A 19,835-nucleotide genomic window follows, 5' to 3' on the forward strand; every position below is an offset into this window, starting at 1 on the left:
TTTTAGTAGGAGGGACACAAATGAAAGTTCGCGATTTAGGGGTTTTAGGTGCGGTTATTTTAATCGTTGCGATGCTCATCATCCCTCTTCCTCCGTGGATGTTAAGTTTCTTAATCGTCATTAATATTACACTAGGAATAATAGTACTGTTAACAGCAATGAGTATGAAGGAAGCGTTAGATTTTTCTATTTTCCCTTCAGTTATTTTACTGTTAACCTTGTTCCGACTCGGACTGAGCGTTTCCACAACACGTGCTATTTTAGCGAATGGAGATGCTGGTTCTGTTGTTGAAACCTTTGGTGATTTCGTAGTCGGCGGGAATGTTCTTGTTGGTTTAGTTGTATTCTTAATTCTTGTGTTAATTCAGTTTATCGTTATTACAAAAGGGGCGGAACGTGTAGCAGAAGTAGCAGCACGTTTCACTCTTGATGCGATGCCGGGTAAACAAATGAGTATTGATGCTGACTTAAATGCAGGAGTTATTTCTGAGCGAGAAGCACGTGAACGACGCGACAAAGTAGCGGGTGAAGCGGACTTCTACGGAGCGATGGATGGTGCCACAAAATTCGTAAAAGGGGATGCCATTGCCTCAATGGTTATGGTTATTATCAACTTATTATTTGGTATCATCATCGGGGTTGTGCAGATGGATCTTGAATTTGCTGAAGCAGCTACTCATTTTTCTAAGCTAACGGTTGGGGACGGTATTGTATCGCAAATTCCGGCATTGTTGATTTCTACAGCGACAGGGATTGTTGTAACACGTGCATCCTCTAAAGGGAGTCTTGGTGAAGATATTACAGGACAGTTATTTGCTCAAGCAAAACTGCTTTATGTAGCAGGTGGAACAATACTTTTACTAGGATTTTTCACACCTATACCTCTTTGGGTAACACTACCAATTGGTATTTCACTAATTGCTGGTGCTTACATGATGGAACGTAAGAAACCTGAGGATGCAGAAGAATTACTTGAAATTGAGGAAGAAGTGGCCACAGACGGCATGAAGAGCCCTGAAAACGTTGTGAATTTATTAAACGTGGACCCAATTGAGTTTGAATTTGGCTATGGTTTAATACCTTTAGTAGATGCTGCTCAAGGTGGCGATTTATTAGATCGCGTCATCATGATACGTCGACAGTTAGCATTAGAATTAGGGATTGTCATTCCAGTTGTACGTATTCGTGACAATATTCAATTACAACCAAATGAATATCGAATTAAAATAAAGGGTAACGAAATGGCGCGTGGTGAACTTTTACTTGATCATTATTTAGCAATGAGTCCAGGAGACGATGATTCTATCGAGGGTATTGACACAGTTGAACCGTCATTTGGACTACCTGCTAAGTGGATTACTGAGCAAGTGAAAGAGGATGCCGAAATGTTCGGCTATACAGTTGTTGATCCACCGAGTGTTGTATCAACCCATTTAACGGAAATGATTCGTGCAAATGCTTATGAATTACTCGGTCGTCAAGAGACGAAGCAGCTAATCGATCATTTACGTGAAACACATCCAATTTTAGTCGAAGAACTGACACCTACACCATTATCAACAGGTGAGATTCAAAAAGTATTGGGTAAACTTTTACGAGAAAATGTTTCAGTCCGAAATCTACCAATTATTTTTGAGACGCTAGCAGACTACGCAAAGTTAACGAGCGATACAGATATACTAACCGAGTACGTACGCCAATCATTGGCACGTCAGATTACTTCTCAATACGTAGGAGACAGCTCGTCATTGAAGGTCATAACTGTTTCGGGTAAAGTTGAGAAAATGATTGCTGATAGTATTCAGCAAACTGATCACGGAAATTACTTAGCGATGGATCCACAAGATTCTCAAACGGTCTTGGAAACCATTGCTGCAGAAGTAGAGCGCGTTTCCTTTATGGAACAATCTGCTATTATTTTATGCTCGCCAGCAGTTCGTATGTATTTACGTCAACTAACGGAGCGTTATTTCCCGCAAATTCCAGTTCTTTCATACAATGAACTTGATGCTTCGGTTGAAATTCAAAGTGTTGGGGTGGTGAATGTTGAATGAAAATGAAAAAATATTATGCATCCTCCATACCAGAGGCGATGAAGCTTGTGCGTGCGGAATTAGGTGAGGACGCTGTCATTTTGAATTCAAAAGTAGTGGTCACTAAAAAATTTTTTGGAATCATTAAAAAGAAAAGTTTTGAGGTTGTAGCAGGGATCGATTCAATGGAGCCAAGTAATACGGCTCCAGCACCTGCAGCTTTACCTATAACAAAAGAGAATGCAAGGTTACTAGAGATTACGAATGCTGTTCAAGCCAAGATACATCAGCCACAGCATCCTGCAGTCTTACATGAGGAAAGTGGCATTTCTGAAGAATTGAGGAAAGAAATTACAGATCTTAAGGCTTTAATGCAGTCCATGCATAAGAAGACCACACAAGCTCAATATCCCGATGAACTCTTACCCTTCATTGAATACTTAAGACAGCAGGAGCTAAATGAAGAGCTCATCACAACGATTGGTGATGAGCTTTTTATGCATTTCAGAGAAGCGTCAGAAATCAATTTCTCTCAATGTAAGATGATTACGAAAAATTTATTGCGCAAAGAGCTTGAGAATCTTTCGGTCGGAGGCTTATCCTACGAAAAAAAATATATTAATGTTTTAGGTCCAACAGGTGTCGGAAAGACCACGACAATTGCGAAAATGGCAGCTAGAGCAGTTTTAGAGAAAAAGAAAAAAATAGGCTTTATTACAACCGATACTTACCGGATTGCCGCAATTGAGCAATTAAAAACGTATGCTGGACTATTGCAGGCACCTGTCGAAATTGCCTATAATGCTACTGATTTTGAACAAGCAATCCAACGATTGTCCCATTTAGATCTAGTGTTTATAGATACAGCAGGTCGCAATTATAAAGAGGTTAAATATGTAGATGATCTACAGCGTCTCATAAAATTTGATGATCAAGCAGAATCCTTCTTAGTACTTGCGATGACGACGAAAGAAAAGGACATGACAAACATTGTAGATCAATTTAAGCAATTACCAATTGAAAAATTTATTTTTACTAAGATTGATGAAACAAATTCTATTGGCACAATGATTAATTTAATGATTAAATATAATAAAGGACTTGCTTACTACACGAATGGTCAAGAAGTACCAGAAGATATTGAAGAAGCTGATTTAGAAGTAGTACTAAATTTAATTTTCCAAGGTGAAGAAAAATGAGAGACCAAGCTGAAACATTACGTTTGAAAATGTTGGGGCAGCAGGGTGAATTAGGTAGAGCAATAGCAGTTGTAAGCGGCAAAGGTGGGGTCGGCAAAAGTAACTTCACAATGAATTTTGCCACTACATTGGCCAATAAAGGGAAAAAAGTTCTAATCGTAGATATGGATATTGGTATGGGGAATATCAATATTTTAATTGGAAAAAATGTTTCTAATAGTTTGAAAGATTACTTGGATGGGAATAAGGGGCTAGAAGAAGTAATTTTCGAAGGCCCTTATGGTTTAAAATATATTGCAGGTGGATCTGGTTTGTCGAGTGTCCTCGAGTGGTCAGAGGTGATGTTTGAACGACTTGTTTATGGATTTGAACAGTTTCAAAAAAACTTCGATTATATCTTATTTGATATGGGGGCAGGAGCTACAAGCTGGACATTAGAATTACTAGCCTCAATAAATGAAATCATTGTTATATCAACTGCAGAGCCGACCTCTATTACAGATGCATATTCGATGATGAAATACATTCATTTACGAGATGCTGACAAGCAATTTTATATACTCTGTAATCGTGCTTTTAGTAAGGAAGAAGGAACAGAAACCAATGAACGGCTTAGGCTTACGATGAAACGTTTTTTGGAAAAAGAAGTTACTGTGTTGGGTTCATTACCTGAAGATTCTGTTGTGCGTAAGGCTGTGCGTGAGCAAGTACCTTTTTCACTTGCTTATCCAGACGCACTTATTTCAAAGACACTTCAACTTATAGTGGCGCGTTTTATAGAACACCGTGCGGAGGAAGTTCATGCACATGATCAGTCAGCGGGTAAATTCTTATCTAAATTAAGAAGTATTTTTTCGAAAGGACGTGATTAATTGGACTTTTTACATAAAAGCAAGCTACTGGTTGTTGATGATTCTGCTTTTATGAGAAAGCTAATTAGTGACTTTTTTGTTGGCAACTCGAAGGTTGAAGTAGTTGGAACAGCTCGAAATGGGAAAGATGCGATAAAAAAAATTCAAACATTGAAGCCATCAGTTGTGACAATGGATATTGAGATGCCTGAAATGAATGGGCTTGATGCTTTAAAAGAAATTATGACTATATGTCCAGTACCTATTGTTATGCTTTCTAGTACAACTCAACGAGGGGCTGAAAATGCTTTAACAGCAATTGAATTTGGGGCAGTAGATTTTGTCGCGAAGCCTAGCGGAACAATTTCTCTTGATTTACATAAAATTCAAACTGAGCTTGTCCACAAGGTTGAACAAGCAGCATTAGTACCTATTTCAAAATTAAAAAAACCTTCTGGTAGTAAAAAACAACAAGAAAAGGCATTAAATGCGAGTACCATTAGAAGAGAACCACTTAGTGAAAGTAGGGTGACTCCTCCTGTCCATGTTACTCCGACAAGGACAGAACTATCGAAGCCACATGTAGAATGGAGTAAAGTGAGTAAGAAAATTGTACTAATTGGTACGTCTACTGGTGGACCAAGAGCGCTGCAGGAAGTAATTACAAAGATTCCTAAATCAATTCAAGCACCCATTTTAATTGTCCAGCATATGCCAGCAGGATTTACAAAATCTCTTGCTACTCGTCTAGATCAATTGAGTGAGATTACCGTAAAGGAAGCTGAGCAAGGAGATATTCTCCAAATTGGAGTGGCGTATATTGCACCTGGTGGGTATCATTTAAAACTTAGAAAAGTAGGTACCTCCTTTGGCATAGTCCTTGATAATAATGAACCACCTAAATCTGGACATCGCCCTTCTGTAGATGTGATGTTCGAAGATGTGAGCCAAATTAAAGATTTTGATAAAGTGGCAGTTATTATGACAGGTATGGGTCATGATGGCTCTAATGGGCTAAAAGCACTGAAAAGTTCTGGGAATGTGATTGCCATTGCTGAGTCAGCTGAAACTTGCATAGTGTATGGTATGCCAAAAGCCGCAGTAGAAACGCAACTTGTCGATGAAGTTGCAGATGTAGATGATATTGCACAAACAATAATGAAATATTTGCCTTAAAAGGGGTGTCCTCTTATGGAAGTCAATCAATATTTAGAGATGTTTATCGAAGAAAGTAAAGACCATTTACAAGCATGTAGTGAACATTTATTAGAACTAGAGAAAAATCCAGATGATTTGGCGATTGTTGGAGAAATTTTCCGCTCTGCACATACATTAAAAGGTATGTCTGCGACAATGGGCTTTGAAGATTTAGCGGATTTAACTCATAAAATGGAAAACGTGTTAGATGCAATCCGAAACGAGAAAATCCATGTAACTCCTGAAATTTTAGATGTTGTCTTTGAGTCTGTAGACCATCTAGAAGAAATGGTAATGGACATTGCGAATGGCGGAGATGGAAAGCGTGATGTATCCTCAACTGTAGCGCAGTTAAAGCGTATTGAATTAGGTGAGTACGCGATTCCTGAAGTAGTAGCAACTACTGAGACACCAGTTATTGCTGTAGCTAGTGTTTTAGAGTATGACAGCTTTGAACAAACAGTTATTACACAATCTGTTGAACAAGGTTTCAATGCATTTGAAATATCAGTGCGATTACGTGAGGACTGTCTTTTAAAAGCAGCACGTGTATTCATGGTGTTTGAGGCTTTGGAAAAAGATGGGGATGTTATTAAATCAAATCCATCTGTAGAAAAGCTTGAAGACGAACAGTTCGACCAACAATTTTACGTAGCTTTCGTAACTAAAGAATCTGCTGAAGATATACAGAAAAAGATTATGAAAGTTTCAGAAGTTGAAGAAGTGGTTGTCGCAACTATTGAGACAACAGTTACTGCTGTAGCAAGTGTTTTAGAGTATGACAGCTTTGAAGAAACAGTTATTGCACAATCTGCTGAACAAGGTTTCAATGCATTTGAAATATCAGTGAGACTACGTGAGGACTGTCTGTTAAAAGCGGCACGTGTATTTATGGTGTTTGAAATCTTAGAAAAAGATGGGGATGTTATTAAATCAAATCCATCTGTAGATAAGCTTGAAGATGAGCAGTTCGATCAACAATTTTATGTAGCTTTCGTGACAAAAGAATCTGCTGAAGATATGCAGAAAAAGATTATGAAAGTTTCAGAAGTCGAAGAAGTGATTGTCGCTACGATCGAAGAAAAGCAATTTAGTGAAAAAGAACAAGCAATTCAAGAAGTAACAGCTACAGCAACGATAGAACCGGAGGCTAAACCTGCTACTGCACCTGAAAACACTACTCCAGCACCTAAACCTGCAAAAGCGGCAGCTCCTGCTAAAGCTGATAAAAGCCATGCGCCTGTTGGTAATAAAACAATTCGTGTTAATATCGAGCGTCTTGATATTTTAATGAACTTATTTGAAGAGCTTGTGATAGATCGAGGGCGACTACAGTCTATTTCAACTGAGGTTAATCACGGTGAGTTAAATGAAACTGTAGAGCGTATGAGCCGCGTCATGGGTGACTTACAAACAATTATTTTAACGATGCGTATGGTTCCGGTTGAAACAGTATTCAACCGCTTCCCAAAAATGATCCGTCAGTTATCTCGTGATCTTAATAAGAAGATTAACCTGGAAATTATCGGTGCCGAAACCGAGCTAGATCGTACTGTAATCGATGAAATTGGAGATCCACTTGTTCATTTAATCCGTAACTCTGTCGACCATGGTATTGAAAATCCTACAGCTCGCCTTGCGAAAGGAAAGCCAGAAGAAGGAACGGTTGTACTACGTGCTTATCATAGCGGTAACTATGTCTTTATTGAAATTGAAGACGATGGAGCAGGTATTAACCGTGAAAAAGTACTAGCGAAAGCTATTTCTAAAGGTATTGTTACACAAGAACAATCATACTCAATGTCAGATAAGCAAATTAATGAGCTTATTTTGGCTTCTGGATTCTCAACAGCAGATGTTATTTCTGATGTATCAGGCCGAGGCGTAGGATTAGACGTTGTTAAAACAACAATAGAATCATTGGGTGGAAATATTTCCATTGAATCTACACAAGACGTAGGCTCAATATTCTCGATTCAATTACCACTGACATTATCGATTATTTCTGTCATGCTAGTAGAAATTGAAAAAGAGATTTATGCAATTCCACTTTCATCAATTATTGAAACTTCCATTATCCGTTCATCAGAAATTATGAATGCGCATAATCAAAAAGTAATCGATTTCCGTGGCAAAGTAGTACCACTAGTATTCTTAGAAGAAATCTTTGAGGTACCTCGCAAAGAACCACAAGTTGACGAATTCCATTCAGTGGTCATCGTTCGAAAAGGTGAGAAGCTTGCTGGTTTAGTAGTGGATTCATTCATTGGTCAACAAGAAATTGTTCTGAAATCATTAGGAAATTACTTAACGAATATCTTTGCAATTTCAGGTGCAACAATTTTAGGTAATGGGAAAGTAGCCTTAATTGTGGATTGTAACGCACTTATTAAATAAAGTGAATGAATAAGAGAGGTGTAAACAATGACAAACGCAGTGGAACAAGAAAGTATTAAAGTGATTGTTTTTCAATTAGCAGATAAAGAATATGCGATTCCTGTATCGCATGTTCAAGGGATTGAAAAACTAATGCATATTACACGTGTACCAAAAACAGCGAAATTTGTAAAAGGTGTTATTAACCTACGCGGAGTCGTAACACCAATTGTGGACTTACGTGAACGATTTGAATTACCGATCTCTGAGCATGAAGAAACAACTCGTATTATCATTATTTCATTAGAGGATATGGAAGTAGGCTTCGTAGTAGATTCTGCAAATGATGTGTTAGACATACCTGCAAACTCAATTGAACCACAGCCAGAAGTAGTTGGTTCACTTGGAGAAGAGTTTATTTCAGGAGTAGCTAAAATAGATAAACGTTTATTAATATTATTACATTTAGAGAAAGTACTAAATCCACTAAAGTAGGGGTCGATAATGACATTTAATCAAAAAATTACATCACTACATTTAGACGTATTTAAAGAAATTGGAAATATTGGTGCTGCGCATGCTGCTACAGCACTTTCCAATTTACTTGGTAAAAAAATTGATATGCGAGTACCAAAGGTTGAAATGGTGTCATTTAATGACATGATGGAGCTTGCTGGAGGATCTGAAAATGTCGTAGTTGGAATCTATCTACGCATTGAAGGTGATGCTGAAGGTAGTATGTTTTTTATCTTGCCAATTGAACAAGCAAATCGTTTTATCCGTCGTCTCATATACGATGAATCATTCGACTTTAAAAAACAACCTGTTTCAGAGTTAGGTTTATCAGCTATGCAGGAAATGGGTAATATTTTATCTGGCTCTTATTTATCAGCGTTATCTGACTTTACAAATTTAAAAATTTATCCGACAGTCCCAGGACTAAGTGTTGACATGTTTGGTGCCATTATTAGTATTGGTTTGATTGAATTATCACATATTAGCGATAATGTAATCGTAATAAATACATCCATTTTTGAAGACGGTGCAGAGGACCAAGAAACAGTAAAAGGACATTTTTTCTTATTACCGGATCCAGATTCATTTGATGCTATTTTTAAAGCATTAGGAGTTTCATAGATGATGCTGAGTAATAGTAATGGACAAGTGATAAAAGTTGGAATTGCACAAATGGATGTAGTAAAGTTACCAAACACGATCAGAACATCAGGTCTTGGATCTTGTGTAGGTGTTATTTTATATGATGAGTCAAAAAAAATTGCTGGTTTAATACATGTAATGTTGCCAGATTCGAGTTTAGGTAGACAAGAGTCAATAAATGTGGCTAAATTTGCTGACACAAGCGTCGCGGCAATGATTGACCTATTAAAGTTAGAGGGCGTTCAAAAATTTAAGCTAAAGGCAAAAATTGCGGGTGGTGCGCAGATGTTTAAATTTACCTCTGACAAAGATTCAATGCGTATCGGTCCGCGTAATGTAGAAGCGGTAAAGTTTGAGTTAAAACGCCATGGAATTCCTTTAGTTGCCGAAGACACGGGTGGTAATAGTGGGAGAACAATTGAATTTTCTCCTGCGACGTCGACATTACATATTCGAACGGTAAACCAAGGAGTGAGTGAAATATAATGTTTGGTTCTATTTTTTATAACCTATGGGGTGCGTTAGCTGCCTTTTCTCTATATTTTTTTAGTACATTTCAAAAACCTTTTACACCATTACGTATTATCATAGGATCATTTGTAGCGGGAATAATTATGTTTTTTGTCATGTATATTGTAAGGTTTTTAATTGCCTACGTTTTATTCACACCAGAGGGCGATGAAGAAGTCGTTGAAGGTGAGCTAGAAGAAAACGAATCTGTCAATTCCAAGGAAGATCAAGAAACACCGACGGCTAACTCAACCGTTGAGTTTCAGGATGAAAGCTCAGATGAAATTGCCCAGGTTGTACGAACGATGATGAATCGTGAGGATGAACAACAAATAAATGCATAAACATAGGAGTCGCAAATAGCGGCTCTTTTTTTGTGAAAGCTACTTATCGGTGGAAAACCAAGGGCATAGTTTTCATCTTTGCTAAAGAGCTACATCTTGATTCTCTTTTAAAACTAGACGGATTTTGGCTATAACCAAACTAAAATATGGCCGACAAATAAATTTAAAGAATCTGTGATAGAGTAGGAGAAACAAATGAAATTAAAGTCGATTCTTGTTATAATATAGGAAAGAAGGGCAATGTTTTTTATGTGAGAGGCTTATGGCTAACGCCCCTATCGATTGAACAGAATTTTGGCAGGAAAAAGAACAATAAGGGACATATTTCTTTCTAGAAGGTAATCGTAGTCAATGGCAAACAGGCGCGTAAATGCGTTTTTCTTAAGAGAGGTGGATTACATGACACAACCAATTCTGAACGATGAACAAAAGCTGTGGAATCGTTGGATACATGAGCGCGATCCAGATGCTGGTGATATGCTAATAAAAAAATATATTTCTCTAGTATCATATCATGTACAGCGCATTGGTACGGGTTTACCAAAGAGTGTATCTCGAGACGATTTAACGAGCTTAGGCATGTTAGGTCTTTTTGATGCATTAAATAAATTTGATATTAATAGAGACTTGAAATTTGATACATATGCTTCTTTTAGAGTAAGAGGAGCAATTATAGATGGTTTACGTAAGGAAGATTGGTTGCCGCGTTCAGCTCGTGAAAAGGCAAAGAAATTAGATGCACAAATTGAACATTTAGAACAAAAATATATGCGTCATGTAACACCTGAAGAGCTTGCGGAGCATATGGCTTTACCTATTGAGGAAGTTCACCAAACTGTACAGGAACATTTCTTTTCAAATGTTCTTTCCATTAATGAGCAGCAAGATCAAGATGAAACTGATGGAAAGTCATTTGTTATACGTGATGATACGACTGAGACCCCTGAGCAAGCGATCGTTAAGTCAGAATTACTGGAAGACTTAGCTGAAAATATCCAAAAGCTAAATGATAAAGAGCAGCTGGTGCTTAGCTTATTTTATACAGAAGAATTAACATTAACAGAAATTGGGGAAATGTTGGAACTATCTACGTCACGTATTTCACAAATCCACTCTAAGGCGCTATTAAAGTTGCGAAAATTATTATCTAACGAAATGATTAATGCGTAATGATCTTATATACCTACTATTGAAGGAGGAAGTCTAATGAGTTTAAAGGGTGTCGAACTACAAATAGCTATTCCGAAAACATTTGAAGCTGGGAAAATGGCAGATCAGGCACATCAACAAACTTTGGCTCAGCAAGCACATGCAAATGAAGCGTTAAAAAAAGAAATTGAACGCAAGCAAAAAGTTGTGAATACTTCTGAGGGTATGGATGAGATTGGTGAAGATGAAGAAGCGGGTGTCGAGTATATAAAAGGTACTCGAAAAAAGAAAAAAAATAATAACGAAGAGCCGAAAAAACAGGTTCAACATCCGTTTAAGGGTAATTTCGTGGATTTTAGTGGATAGGAGTTTACAATGACAACCATACTAATTGCGGTTCTATTTTTTTTACAATTACTTTCATTTTATTTCCTCATCATTTTAAATACAAAACTAGCAAAATTTAAAGATTTAGAAAAAAAGCAAGAACGTTTAATGCGTGAAATGGATGATACTATAAGTGTCTATTTAGCTGAAATGAAAGATGAAAACGATCGCCTAATTCAAGAGTTGCAAAGAGTTTCAATGACTACAACTAAAACGAATGCTGTTAAACAGGTAGAGGAGATTGCGAGACAAAAGGAGCAGGAGCAATCTCCTTCCCTGACAGAGGAAGAAAGCACAGTAGACGGTTCTAATAGTGTAGATCATGAACCGCGTATTTATGTGCCAAAAAAGATCGTAGCCAATGCTTATTCACGTCAGCAACAACCTGGAGTTAAGACTGAAGCAAAAGTTGTACATTCAGCCGAACAATTAAATGAAGCAAGACGAAAAGAAGAAGTAAAGCCATTAACAATAGAACAACAAGCTATTGAATTAGCGAAACAAGGTAAAACATCAGAAGAAATTGCAAAGCAGCTTCAAAGAGGAAAAACAGAAATCGAGCTATTATTGAAGTTTCATAACTAAAACAGTTGCGAATGGGATAAAGCTATGATATAGTTGCAAATGGTGTTATTAATACACACGCATTTTGATGTAGTAAGTGGTGCTCTAAGCTTAGGGTAGCTTGTTGCAAGTGATAAATGCGGAGGATAAAAACCAAACATACTAGGAGGAAATACACATGTCAGTAATTTCTATGAAACAATTACTTGAAGCTGGTGTACATTTCGGTCACCAAACTCGTCGTTGGAACCCAAAAATGAAGAAATATATCTTCGTTGAGCGTAACGGGATCTACATCATCGACTTACAAAAAACTGTTAAAAAATTAGAGGAAGCTTATGACTTCATGCGTCAAGTTGGTCAAGACGGTGGTAAAGTTCTTTTCGTTGGTACGAAAAAACAAGCACAAGAAGCGATCAAAGATGAAGCTGAACGTTCAGGCAACTACTACATCAACCAACGTTGGTTAGGTGGTACTCTTACAAACTTCGGTACAATTCAAAAACGTGTTGCACGTATGAAAGCAATCGAAAAAATGGAAGAAGATGGAACTTTTGAAGTTCTACCTAAAAAAGAAGTAATCCAACTTAAAAAAGAACACGAACGTCTAATCAAATTCTTAGGCGGTATCCGTGATATGCAAGCTCTTCCAGACGTAATGTTCGTTGTTGACCCACGTAAAGAACGTATTGCTGTTGCAGAAGCTATTAAATTAAACATCCCTCTAGTAGGTATTGTTGATACAAACTGTGATCCAGATGAAATCGACTACGTAATCCCTGCTAATGATGATGCTATTCGCGCTGTTAAACTTTTAACTGCTAAAATGGCTGACGCATTAATCGAGTCAAAACAAGGTGAAGAAGAAGCTCCAGCTGTAGAAGCTGCTGCTGAGTAATTCACGTTTACAAAAAGGTGATAAGTGGCTCAGGACCCTTATCACCTTTTTTAGAACCTATCAATAAAATTTGTTCAACCAACTTAAGGAGGAAACACTAAATGGCAAACATTACTGCACAATTAGTAAAAGAATTACGCGAAAAAACTGGCGCTGGAATGATGGATTGTAAAAAAGCGTTAGTAGAAACTGATGGCAATTTAGAAGCTGCAATCGATTTCCTACGTGAAAAAGGACTTTCTTCAGCTGCTAAAAAAGCTGACCGTATCGCTGCAGAAGGTACAACATACATTTTAGAAAATGGTAACGAAGCAATCATCCTAGAAGTAAATGCTGAAACTGACTTCGTTTCTAAAAACGATAAATTCCAAGTATTAGTTGCTTCATTAGCTGAACAATTACTTGCTGCTAAACCTGCATCAATTGAAGCTGCATTAGAGATTGAAAATGCTGAAGGTGTAAAAGTTGTTGACCAAATTTCAACAGCAATTGCAACAATCGGTGAAAAAATTACTCTTCGTCGTTTCGAAGTGAAAACAAAAACTGATGCAGATGCATTCGGTTCTTACTTACACATGGGCGGCCGCATCGGTGTATTAGTTACTTTAGAAGGTTCTACAGATGCTTCTGCTGCTAAAGATGTTGCTATGCACATCGCAGCTATTAACCCAACTTATGTTTCTCGTGATGAAGTTTCTGCTGAAGAAGTTGAACGTGAGCGTAAAGTATTAACTGAACAAGCACTTAACGAAGGTAAACCAGAAAATATCGTAGCGAAAATGGTTGAAGGACGTCTTGGTAAATATTTCGAAGATGTTTGCTTACTTGACCAATCATTCGTTAAAAACTCAGATCAAAAAGTACGTGACTTCGTTGCTTCAACTGGCGGTTCAGTAAACGGCTTCGTACGTTACGCTGTAGGTGAAGGTATCGAAAAACGTGAAGATAACTTCGCTGAAGAAGTAATGAGCCAAGTTAAAGGTAACTAATTTAGCTTGCATTTGATCCTAATCAAATAATATCTAGATTTTCTAGACTAAAAATGGGGAACACAACATAGCGTGTTCCCTATTTTTCCGAAATGAGCAAAAAAAGATAGCATTGGTTCATCCACCAAAAGTTGTGGATGACATTTGTTGAAACGTATGCAATGTATGTTGATTGAAGTGGAGGCGGGGCATCCCCAGGAAAGCGCCCAGTCGGAACGGAAATCAACAATACGTTATGGTGATGAGCCATATAATTTCCTATTCTGCCTTATTCACAACTAGCAATTATTGTTATATATATTATAATGGAAAAGGGAATAGAGATGTTTTAAATAAAGTCTGATGGAGGTTTACAATGAGTGTGCCACAATATAAACGAGTAGTTATAAAATTAAGTGGTGAAGCGTTAGCTGGAGAGGCGGGCTTCGGTCTATCACCAAAAATAATCAAGTCTGTTGCAGAAGAAGTAAAAGAAGTAGTAGATCTTGATGTAGAAGTTGCTGTTGTTGTTGGTGGCGGTAACATATGGCGTGGAAAAATTGGTAGCGAAATGGGCATGGATCGTGCAGCAGCCGATTATATGGGTATGCTTGCAACAGTTATGAACTCATTAGCGTTACAAGATGCACTTGAAAAATTAGGGATTGAAACACGTGTACAATCTTCCATCGTGATGACACAAGTAGCAGAGCCTTACATTCGTCGTAAAGCAGTTCGTCATCTAGAGAAAAAACGAGTTGTAATTTTTGCGGCAGGTACAGGTAACCCGTTCTTCTCTACTGATACAACTGCAGCATTACGAGCAGCAGAAATCGACGCAGATGCAATTTTAATGGCAAAAAATAATGTAGATGGTGTTTATTCTGCAGATCCAAAGGTAGACACGACTGCCATTAAATACGATACACTCACATATTTAGACGTTATTCAACAAGGTTTACAAGTAATGGATTCTACAGCTTCAACTTTATGTATGGATAACGATATCCCGTTAATTGTCTTCTCGATTACGGAACCAGGTAATATTAAACGTGCCGTACAAGGTGAAAAAATTGGAACTGTTGTTAGGAGGAATGCAGAATGACTAAACAAGTTTTAGAACAAACTACAGAAAAAATGAACAAAACAATCGCTGCTTTCACACGTGAACTATCTTCAATCCGTGCAGGGCGTGCAAATGCATCTCTATTAGATCGCATTTCAGTTGAATATTATGGTGCACCAACACCAATTAATCAGCTTGCAGGTGTTTCGGTACCAGAAGCGCGTTTATTAGTTATTGCACCTTACGATAAAACGATTTTAGGTGAAATTGAAAAAGCAATCATGAAATCAGATATTGGTATTACACCAACAAACGATGGTTCTGTCATTCGTTTAATGATTCCAGCTTTAACAGAAGAGCGTCGTAAAGATCTTGTGAAGCAAGTGAAAAAAGAAGCAGAAGATGCAAAAATCGCTGTACGTAACGTACGTCGCGATGCCAATGATGATCTAAAAAAACTTGAAAAAGCTGGCGAAATCACAGAAGATGATCTACGTGGCTACGGTGAAGACATTCAAAAACTAACGGATGATTTCATTGTAAAGGTAGACCAAGTAACGAAAGACAAAGAAAAAGAAATTCTAGAAGTGTAAAAAACTCAATTTGCATGTCTATGATGGAACTTTTTAATGAGATGAAGGCGTCCTATAAATAACAGGACGTCTTTTCTCTTTACTGTTAAATTATTATGTAACAGAATATATTTAGTTTTAATGAAAATAACCTATCATCTATTTTTGCTTAGGATTTAAGAGGAACTGTTTTTTACGCGATTTGAGGGGAATGCCTCGGATTAAGTCTTCGTAGATGGTGTGATACAATTAACAGACTTCTTTACAGGCTTTTCTTTATAAAATTGTTGTTCTAAAATAAGATAGTTCATACATAGTCAATTTAGAGGGAAAAAAAAGACAAAAAGCGCTTTTGTTTGTTATGATAGGTTAGAATACGTCCGATTAGTTGTAGTGGGGGAGTTAGCATGTTTAAAAAGCTATTAGGTAAACAAATAAAAATGGATACACTATCATTGGAGGAACGTGTTGCCCATGCTAAAAACGAGCCGATTCCTGCCCATGTAGCGATTATTATGGACGGAAATGGACGTTGGGCGAAGAAACGTGCCATGCCACGTGTTGCTGGACACCATGAAGGTATGAAGACGGTACGAAAGGTAACTAGATTTGCATCAGATCTAGGTATTAAAGTTTTAACGGTATACGCGTTCTCTACGGAAAATTGGAAACGACCAAAAACAGAGGTCGATTTTCTAATGCGTTTACCTGTTGAATTTTTAGGTTCCTTTTTACCTGAAATGATGGAACGCAATGTACGTGTTGAAATGATCGGCGATTCATCTTTGTTGCCTGCACATACACAAAAAGCATTGTATGAGGCGATGGAGGAAACGAAGCATAATACAGGATTAATTTTAAATTTTGCTTTGAATTATGGAAGTCGTTCAGAAATGGTTGGCGCCATGAAAACAATGCTTCAAAAAGTGCAAGACGGTCAATTAACGATGGAAGACATAACAGAAGAATGCTTGACATCTCATTTAATGACGGCCCATCTGCCAGAGCCAGATTTGTTAATTCGTACAAGTGGTGAAGTACGATTAAGCAACTTTATGTTATGGCAGCTCGCTTATACAGAATTTTGGTTTACAAATACATTGTGGCCAGATTTTAGCGAGGAAAACTTACTGGAAGCGGTGGAAAACTATCAGAAACGTAATCGCCGTTACGGTGGGCTGAAGGGAGAAGAAACAACTTGAAACAACGAATTATCACAGCAATAATTGCAGGAGCGCTATTTATTCCATTCGTTATTTATGGAAAAGTGCCATTTACACTACTTGTGCTTGCAATGGCTGTTGTCGGCTTTTATGAAATACTAAAAATGAAAGGTATTTCACTTTTTTCAGTGCCGGGCTTTTTAGGGCTACTAACATTAATATTGCTTGTTATACCAAAGGACTGGTCTAGTGAAGTTGTAGAGGCAATTGGCTATTCGTCCACGCTAATGGTTGTTTATGGACTTATGATGTTATTGCTCATATACGTAGTCCTTGTGAAAAATAAAATAACATTTGATGAAGTTGCTTTTATTTTATTAGGTGCGTTTTATGTTGGCCTAGGCTTTCATTATTTAAATGAAACAAGAAATGTCGGTCTTGAATATGTTGTCTACTGTTTGCTAGTTGTTTGGACAACTGACTCAGGCGCATACTTTGTAGGAAGAAAGCTAGGTAAAAATAAGCTATGGCCTGAAATTTCACCTAAGAAAACCGTAGAGGGCTTTGTAGGTGGGATTGTCATTGCGGTGATCTTTGCTATCGGAATGCAAGCAATTTATCCATTTATGAATAGCTATGTTTCACTTATTTTCGTGACAATCTTTGCCTCAATTATCGGTCAAATGGGCGATTTAGTGGAATCAGCTATAAAGCGTCATTTTGACGTCAAGGATTCAGGTACTATTTTGCCTGGGCATGGTGGTATTTTAGACCGCTTTGATAGTCTATTATTCGTCGTGCCATTACTACATTTTTTACATCTTTTCGGTAACTAAGAACAATAGAAGCATTGCTTTATATCGTACATTTTTATTTGCTTAGATAGAAAAAGGGGACAATTTGTCGTGAAAAAAATAAGTTTACTTGGTGCAACTGGTTCAATCGGTTGGCAAACCTATGATATTTTAAAAGAACAACGTGAAGCCTTTCATTTAGTGGCCTTTTCTTCTGGAAAAAACATCGATAAAACTCGTGAAATGATCGAAACTTTGAAGCCTGAGCTAGTATCTGTTCAATTAGAGGAAGATGCACTTACGCTCGCTAAGGAATATCCACAAGTCCATTTTACGTTTGGAGCAAAAGGACTAGTAGAGGTTGCTACACACCCTGATTCAACAGTGCTTGTAAACGCTGTTCTCGGGAGTGTTGGTCTAGAATCGACATTAGCCGCAATTCGTATGGGCAAAACCATTGCAATTGCCAATAAAGAGACACTTGTCACTGCTGGACATTTAGTAATGGCGGAGGCAAAGAAATATAATGCAACAATTTTGCCGGTTGATAGTGAGCATTCTGCAATTTTCCAATCGATGAATGGTGAGAATCCGAAAAATATTGAACGTTTAATCATTACAGCTTCTGGTGGTAGCTTCCGTGACAAAACACGTGAGGAATTGAAGCATGTTACGGTTGCAGATGCACTAAATCACCCGAACTGGTCAATGGGTGCGAAAATAACGATAGATTCAGCTACAATGATGAATAAAGGGCTAGAAGTCATTGAAGCACATGTCTTATTCGATATGCCTTATGATAAAATTGATGTACTTTTGCATAGAGAAAGTATTATTCACTCATTAGTTGAGTATCATGATACTAGTGTCATTGCACAGCTAGGTACACCGGACATGCGTGTACCTATTCAATATGCCTTAAGCTACCCAGATCGTATGCCGCTACATAACGGACAACGACTTAATTTAGCACAAATTGGTCAGTTACATTTTAAAGAAATGGATTTTGAACGTTATCCAGCATTGCGTCTAGCTTATGAGGCTGGGCGTACAGGCGGCACAATTTTAACGGCGATGAATGCGGCGAATGAAGCGGCGGTTGCGGCATTTTTACAAGGGCAAATAACATTCCTTGAAATTGACGAAACGATTGAGCGTGTAATGCAGGCACATAGCAACATATTGGTGCCAGATTTGCAAACAATTTTACATGTAGATGGTGAAACAAGAAAAACAGTGTTAGACATGGTAAAATAACGAGAGAAGATATCGTTAACTATTCGTTTTTAAAGGTGGGGTATTATGCAAACAGCTATTGCATTTATTTTAATATTTGGCCTACTCGTATTCTTCCATGAATTTGGTCACTTCTTGTTTGCGAAACGCGCAGGAATCATGGTTCGAGAATTCGCCATTGGTATGGGACCAAAAATTTATGGGAAAACACATGGTGAAACAATCTATACGATACGCTTATTGCCGATTGGTGGATACGTTCGTATGGCTGGTGAAGACATGGATGGCGCCGAATTACAGCCGGGCTACCGCGTAGGGCTTATTGTAGATGAAGATAATGTAGTGAAGAAAATTATCTTCAATCAAAATAATAAGCAATTACCAGATTTGTTATTTTTAGAAGTTGAGCGTGCCGATTTAGAAAAAGAATTGTTTGTAGAAGGCTATGATGAAGAAGAAAAATTAGTTCGTTACAATGTTGCAAGAGATTGTATGCTCGTAGAAAACGGTAGAGAAACGTTAATTGCACCATATGATCGTCAATTTAACGCTAAAACAGTTGGTCAACGTGCCATGACAATCTTTGCAGGTCCCTTGTTTAACTTTATTTTAGCTTTTGTTATTTATTTGCTAATTGGATTATTTTACGGGGTACCTACGTATGAGCCAATCATAACTGAAGTTGTAGCAAATGATCCAGCTGCACAGGCAGGAATGGTTGCCGGCGATAAAGTAACTGCTATCGACGGACAAGCGGTTGAAAAATGGCAAGATTTAGCTGGAAATGTACAAGATCGTCCAGGTGAAACAATTAATGTAACAATTGAACGAGATGGACAAACAAAAAATCTTCCAATGACGGTTAAAGAAATGAAAGATGAAAATACGGGTGAGACGTTTGGTCAAATTGGTGTTAAGTACGAGAGCCCACGTGAATTTAATCCATTGAAGGCAGTTGTTTATGGCGCTCAAGAAACCTATAATATGACGGTTCGAATATTTGAGTTGCTCGGTATGTTAGTTACCGGTAAATTCACGATAGATGCTCTATCTGGTCCAGTTGGCATTTATAAAGCTACAGAAGCAGTAGCTCAATATGGATTCATGAATTTAATGAATTGGGCTGCAATGTTAAGTATTAACCTTGGAATTATGAACTTACTACCGCTTCCAGCACTTGATGGTGGTCGTCTATTATTCTTCGGCTACGAAGCATTACGTGGTAAGCCAATTGATCGTCAAAAAGAGGGTCTTGTGCATTTTGTAGGTATCGTACTATTAATGATTCTAATGGTCATAGTTACATGGAACGATATACAACGATTTTTCTTTTAACTAAATTATCAAGTAAAACATAATTTAGAAAAAGC

20 protein-coding genes are annotated in these 19,835 nt (G+C 37.6%); all 20 read left to right on the plus strand.

Annotated features, from left to right (window positions below):
- The first annotated feature begins 20 nt into the window (after positions 1-20).
- The 20 genes from flhA to rseP all read left to right on the plus strand — a co-directional run bounded on the left by flhA (position 21) and on the right by rseP (position 19,800).
- Entirely contained in the window at positions 21-2,054 is a 2,034-nt protein-coding gene (gene flhA / locus ACVWXS_RS00555) for a flagellar biosynthesis protein FlhA (RefSeq protein WP_456955319.1), read from the plus strand.
- Entirely contained in the window at positions 2,051-3,232 is a 1,182-nt protein-coding gene (flhF, locus tag ACVWXS_RS00560; RefSeq protein ID WP_368635448.1) for a flagellar biosynthesis protein FlhF, read from the plus strand. The genes flhA and flhF overlap by 4 nt, the downstream gene beginning before the upstream one ends.
- Positions 3,229-4,104: a MinD/ParA family protein gene (locus ACVWXS_RS00565; RefSeq protein WP_368635447.1), complete on the plus strand. Its 876-nt coding sequence runs from the start codon at positions 3,229-3,231 to the stop codon at positions 4,102-4,104. Before flhF ends, ACVWXS_RS00565 begins: the two co-directional genes overlap by 4 nt.
- Positions 4,105-5,259, plus strand: a complete 1,155-nt coding sequence (locus ACVWXS_RS00570) for a protein-glutamate methylesterase/protein-glutamine glutaminase (RefSeq protein ID WP_456955322.1) — start codon at positions 4,105-4,107, stop codon at positions 5,257-5,259.
- Between the two features lie 15 nt (positions 5,260-5,274).
- A complete protein-coding gene (locus tag ACVWXS_RS00575) occupies positions 5,275-7,677 on the plus strand; it encodes a chemotaxis protein CheW (RefSeq protein WP_456955324.1) in 2,403 nt (800 codons plus the stop codon).
- Positions 7,678-7,704: 27 nt separating this feature from the next.
- Entirely contained in the window at positions 7,705-8,151 is a 447-nt protein-coding gene (locus tag ACVWXS_RS00580) for a chemotaxis protein CheW (RefSeq protein WP_368635444.1), read from the plus strand.
- A 9-nt stretch (positions 8,152-8,160) separates the two neighbouring features.
- Positions 8,161-8,793: a chemotaxis protein CheC gene (locus ACVWXS_RS00585; protein ID WP_368635443.1), complete on the plus strand. Its 633-nt coding sequence runs from the start codon at positions 8,161-8,163 to the stop codon at positions 8,791-8,793.
- Positions 8,794-9,300: a chemotaxis protein CheD gene (locus ACVWXS_RS00590; protein ID WP_368635442.1), complete on the plus strand. Its 507-nt coding sequence runs from the start codon at positions 8,794-8,796 to the stop codon at positions 9,298-9,300.
- Positions 9,300-9,668, plus strand: coding sequence for a hypothetical protein (locus ACVWXS_RS00595; protein WP_368635441.1), 369 nt, complete (start codon positions 9,300-9,302; stop codon positions 9,666-9,668). The genes ACVWXS_RS00590 and ACVWXS_RS00595 overlap by 1 nt, the downstream gene beginning before the upstream one ends.
- Positions 9,669-10,067: 399 nt before the next feature.
- Positions 10,068-10,838 (plus strand): FliA/WhiG family RNA polymerase sigma factor, encoded by a 771-nt coding sequence (locus ACVWXS_RS00600; protein WP_374963490.1) that lies wholly within the window; start codon positions 10,068-10,070, stop codon positions 10,836-10,838.
- A gap of 36 nt (positions 10,839-10,874) precedes the next feature.
- Positions 10,875-11,183, plus strand: a complete 309-nt coding sequence (locus ACVWXS_RS00605) for an RNA polymerase subunit sigma (RefSeq protein ID WP_068983131.1) — start codon at positions 10,875-10,877, stop codon at positions 11,181-11,183.
- A 9-nt stretch (positions 11,184-11,192) separates the two neighbouring features.
- The gene (locus tag ACVWXS_RS00610) at positions 11,193-11,789 is read left to right on the plus strand and encodes a hypothetical protein (RefSeq protein ID WP_456955328.1); all 597 of its coding nucleotides are present in this window, start codon (positions 11,193-11,195) and stop codon (positions 11,787-11,789) included.
- Positions 11,790-11,946: 157 nt separating this feature from the next.
- Positions 11,947-12,666 (plus strand): 30S ribosomal protein S2, encoded by a 720-nt coding sequence (gene rpsB, locus ACVWXS_RS00615; RefSeq protein ID WP_349660877.1) that lies wholly within the window; start codon positions 11,947-11,949, stop codon positions 12,664-12,666.
- Between the two features lie 101 nt (positions 12,667-12,767).
- Positions 12,768-13,655, plus strand: a complete 888-nt coding sequence (gene tsf / locus ACVWXS_RS00620; RefSeq protein WP_368635438.1) for a translation elongation factor Ts — start codon at positions 12,768-12,770, stop codon at positions 13,653-13,655.
- Positions 13,656-14,010: 355 nt separating this feature from the next.
- A complete protein-coding gene (pyrH, locus tag ACVWXS_RS00625) occupies positions 14,011-14,739 on the plus strand; it encodes a UMP kinase (protein WP_368635437.1) in 729 nt (242 codons plus the stop codon).
- Complete coding sequence (gene frr, locus ACVWXS_RS00630) at positions 14,736-15,293, plus strand: ribosome recycling factor (RefSeq protein ID WP_368635436.1); 558 nt, start codon at positions 14,736-14,738, stop codon at positions 15,291-15,293. The genes pyrH and frr overlap by 4 nt, the downstream gene beginning before the upstream one ends.
- 386 nt (positions 15,294-15,679) lie before the next feature.
- Positions 15,680-16,474 (plus strand): isoprenyl transferase, encoded by a 795-nt coding sequence (locus ACVWXS_RS00635; RefSeq protein ID WP_068983126.1) that lies wholly within the window; start codon positions 15,680-15,682, stop codon positions 16,472-16,474.
- Positions 16,471-17,271 (plus strand): phosphatidate cytidylyltransferase, encoded by an 801-nt coding sequence (locus ACVWXS_RS00640; RefSeq protein WP_456955331.1) that lies wholly within the window; start codon positions 16,471-16,473, stop codon positions 17,269-17,271. Before ACVWXS_RS00635 ends, ACVWXS_RS00640 begins: the two co-directional genes overlap by 4 nt.
- A 69-nt stretch (positions 17,272-17,340) precedes the next feature.
- Entirely contained in the window at positions 17,341-18,486 is a 1,146-nt protein-coding gene (gene dxr, locus ACVWXS_RS00645; protein ID WP_456955333.1) for a 1-deoxy-D-xylulose-5-phosphate reductoisomerase, read from the plus strand.
- A gap of 45 nt (positions 18,487-18,531) precedes the next feature.
- The gene (gene rseP, locus ACVWXS_RS00650) at positions 18,532-19,800 is read left to right on the plus strand and encodes an RIP metalloprotease RseP (protein ID WP_456955335.1); all 1,269 of its coding nucleotides are present in this window, start codon (positions 18,532-18,534) and stop codon (positions 19,798-19,800) included.
- The last annotated feature ends 35 nt before the right edge of the window (positions 19,801-19,835 follow it).

The organism is Lysinibacillus sp. TE18511 (genome assembly GCF_054062295.1).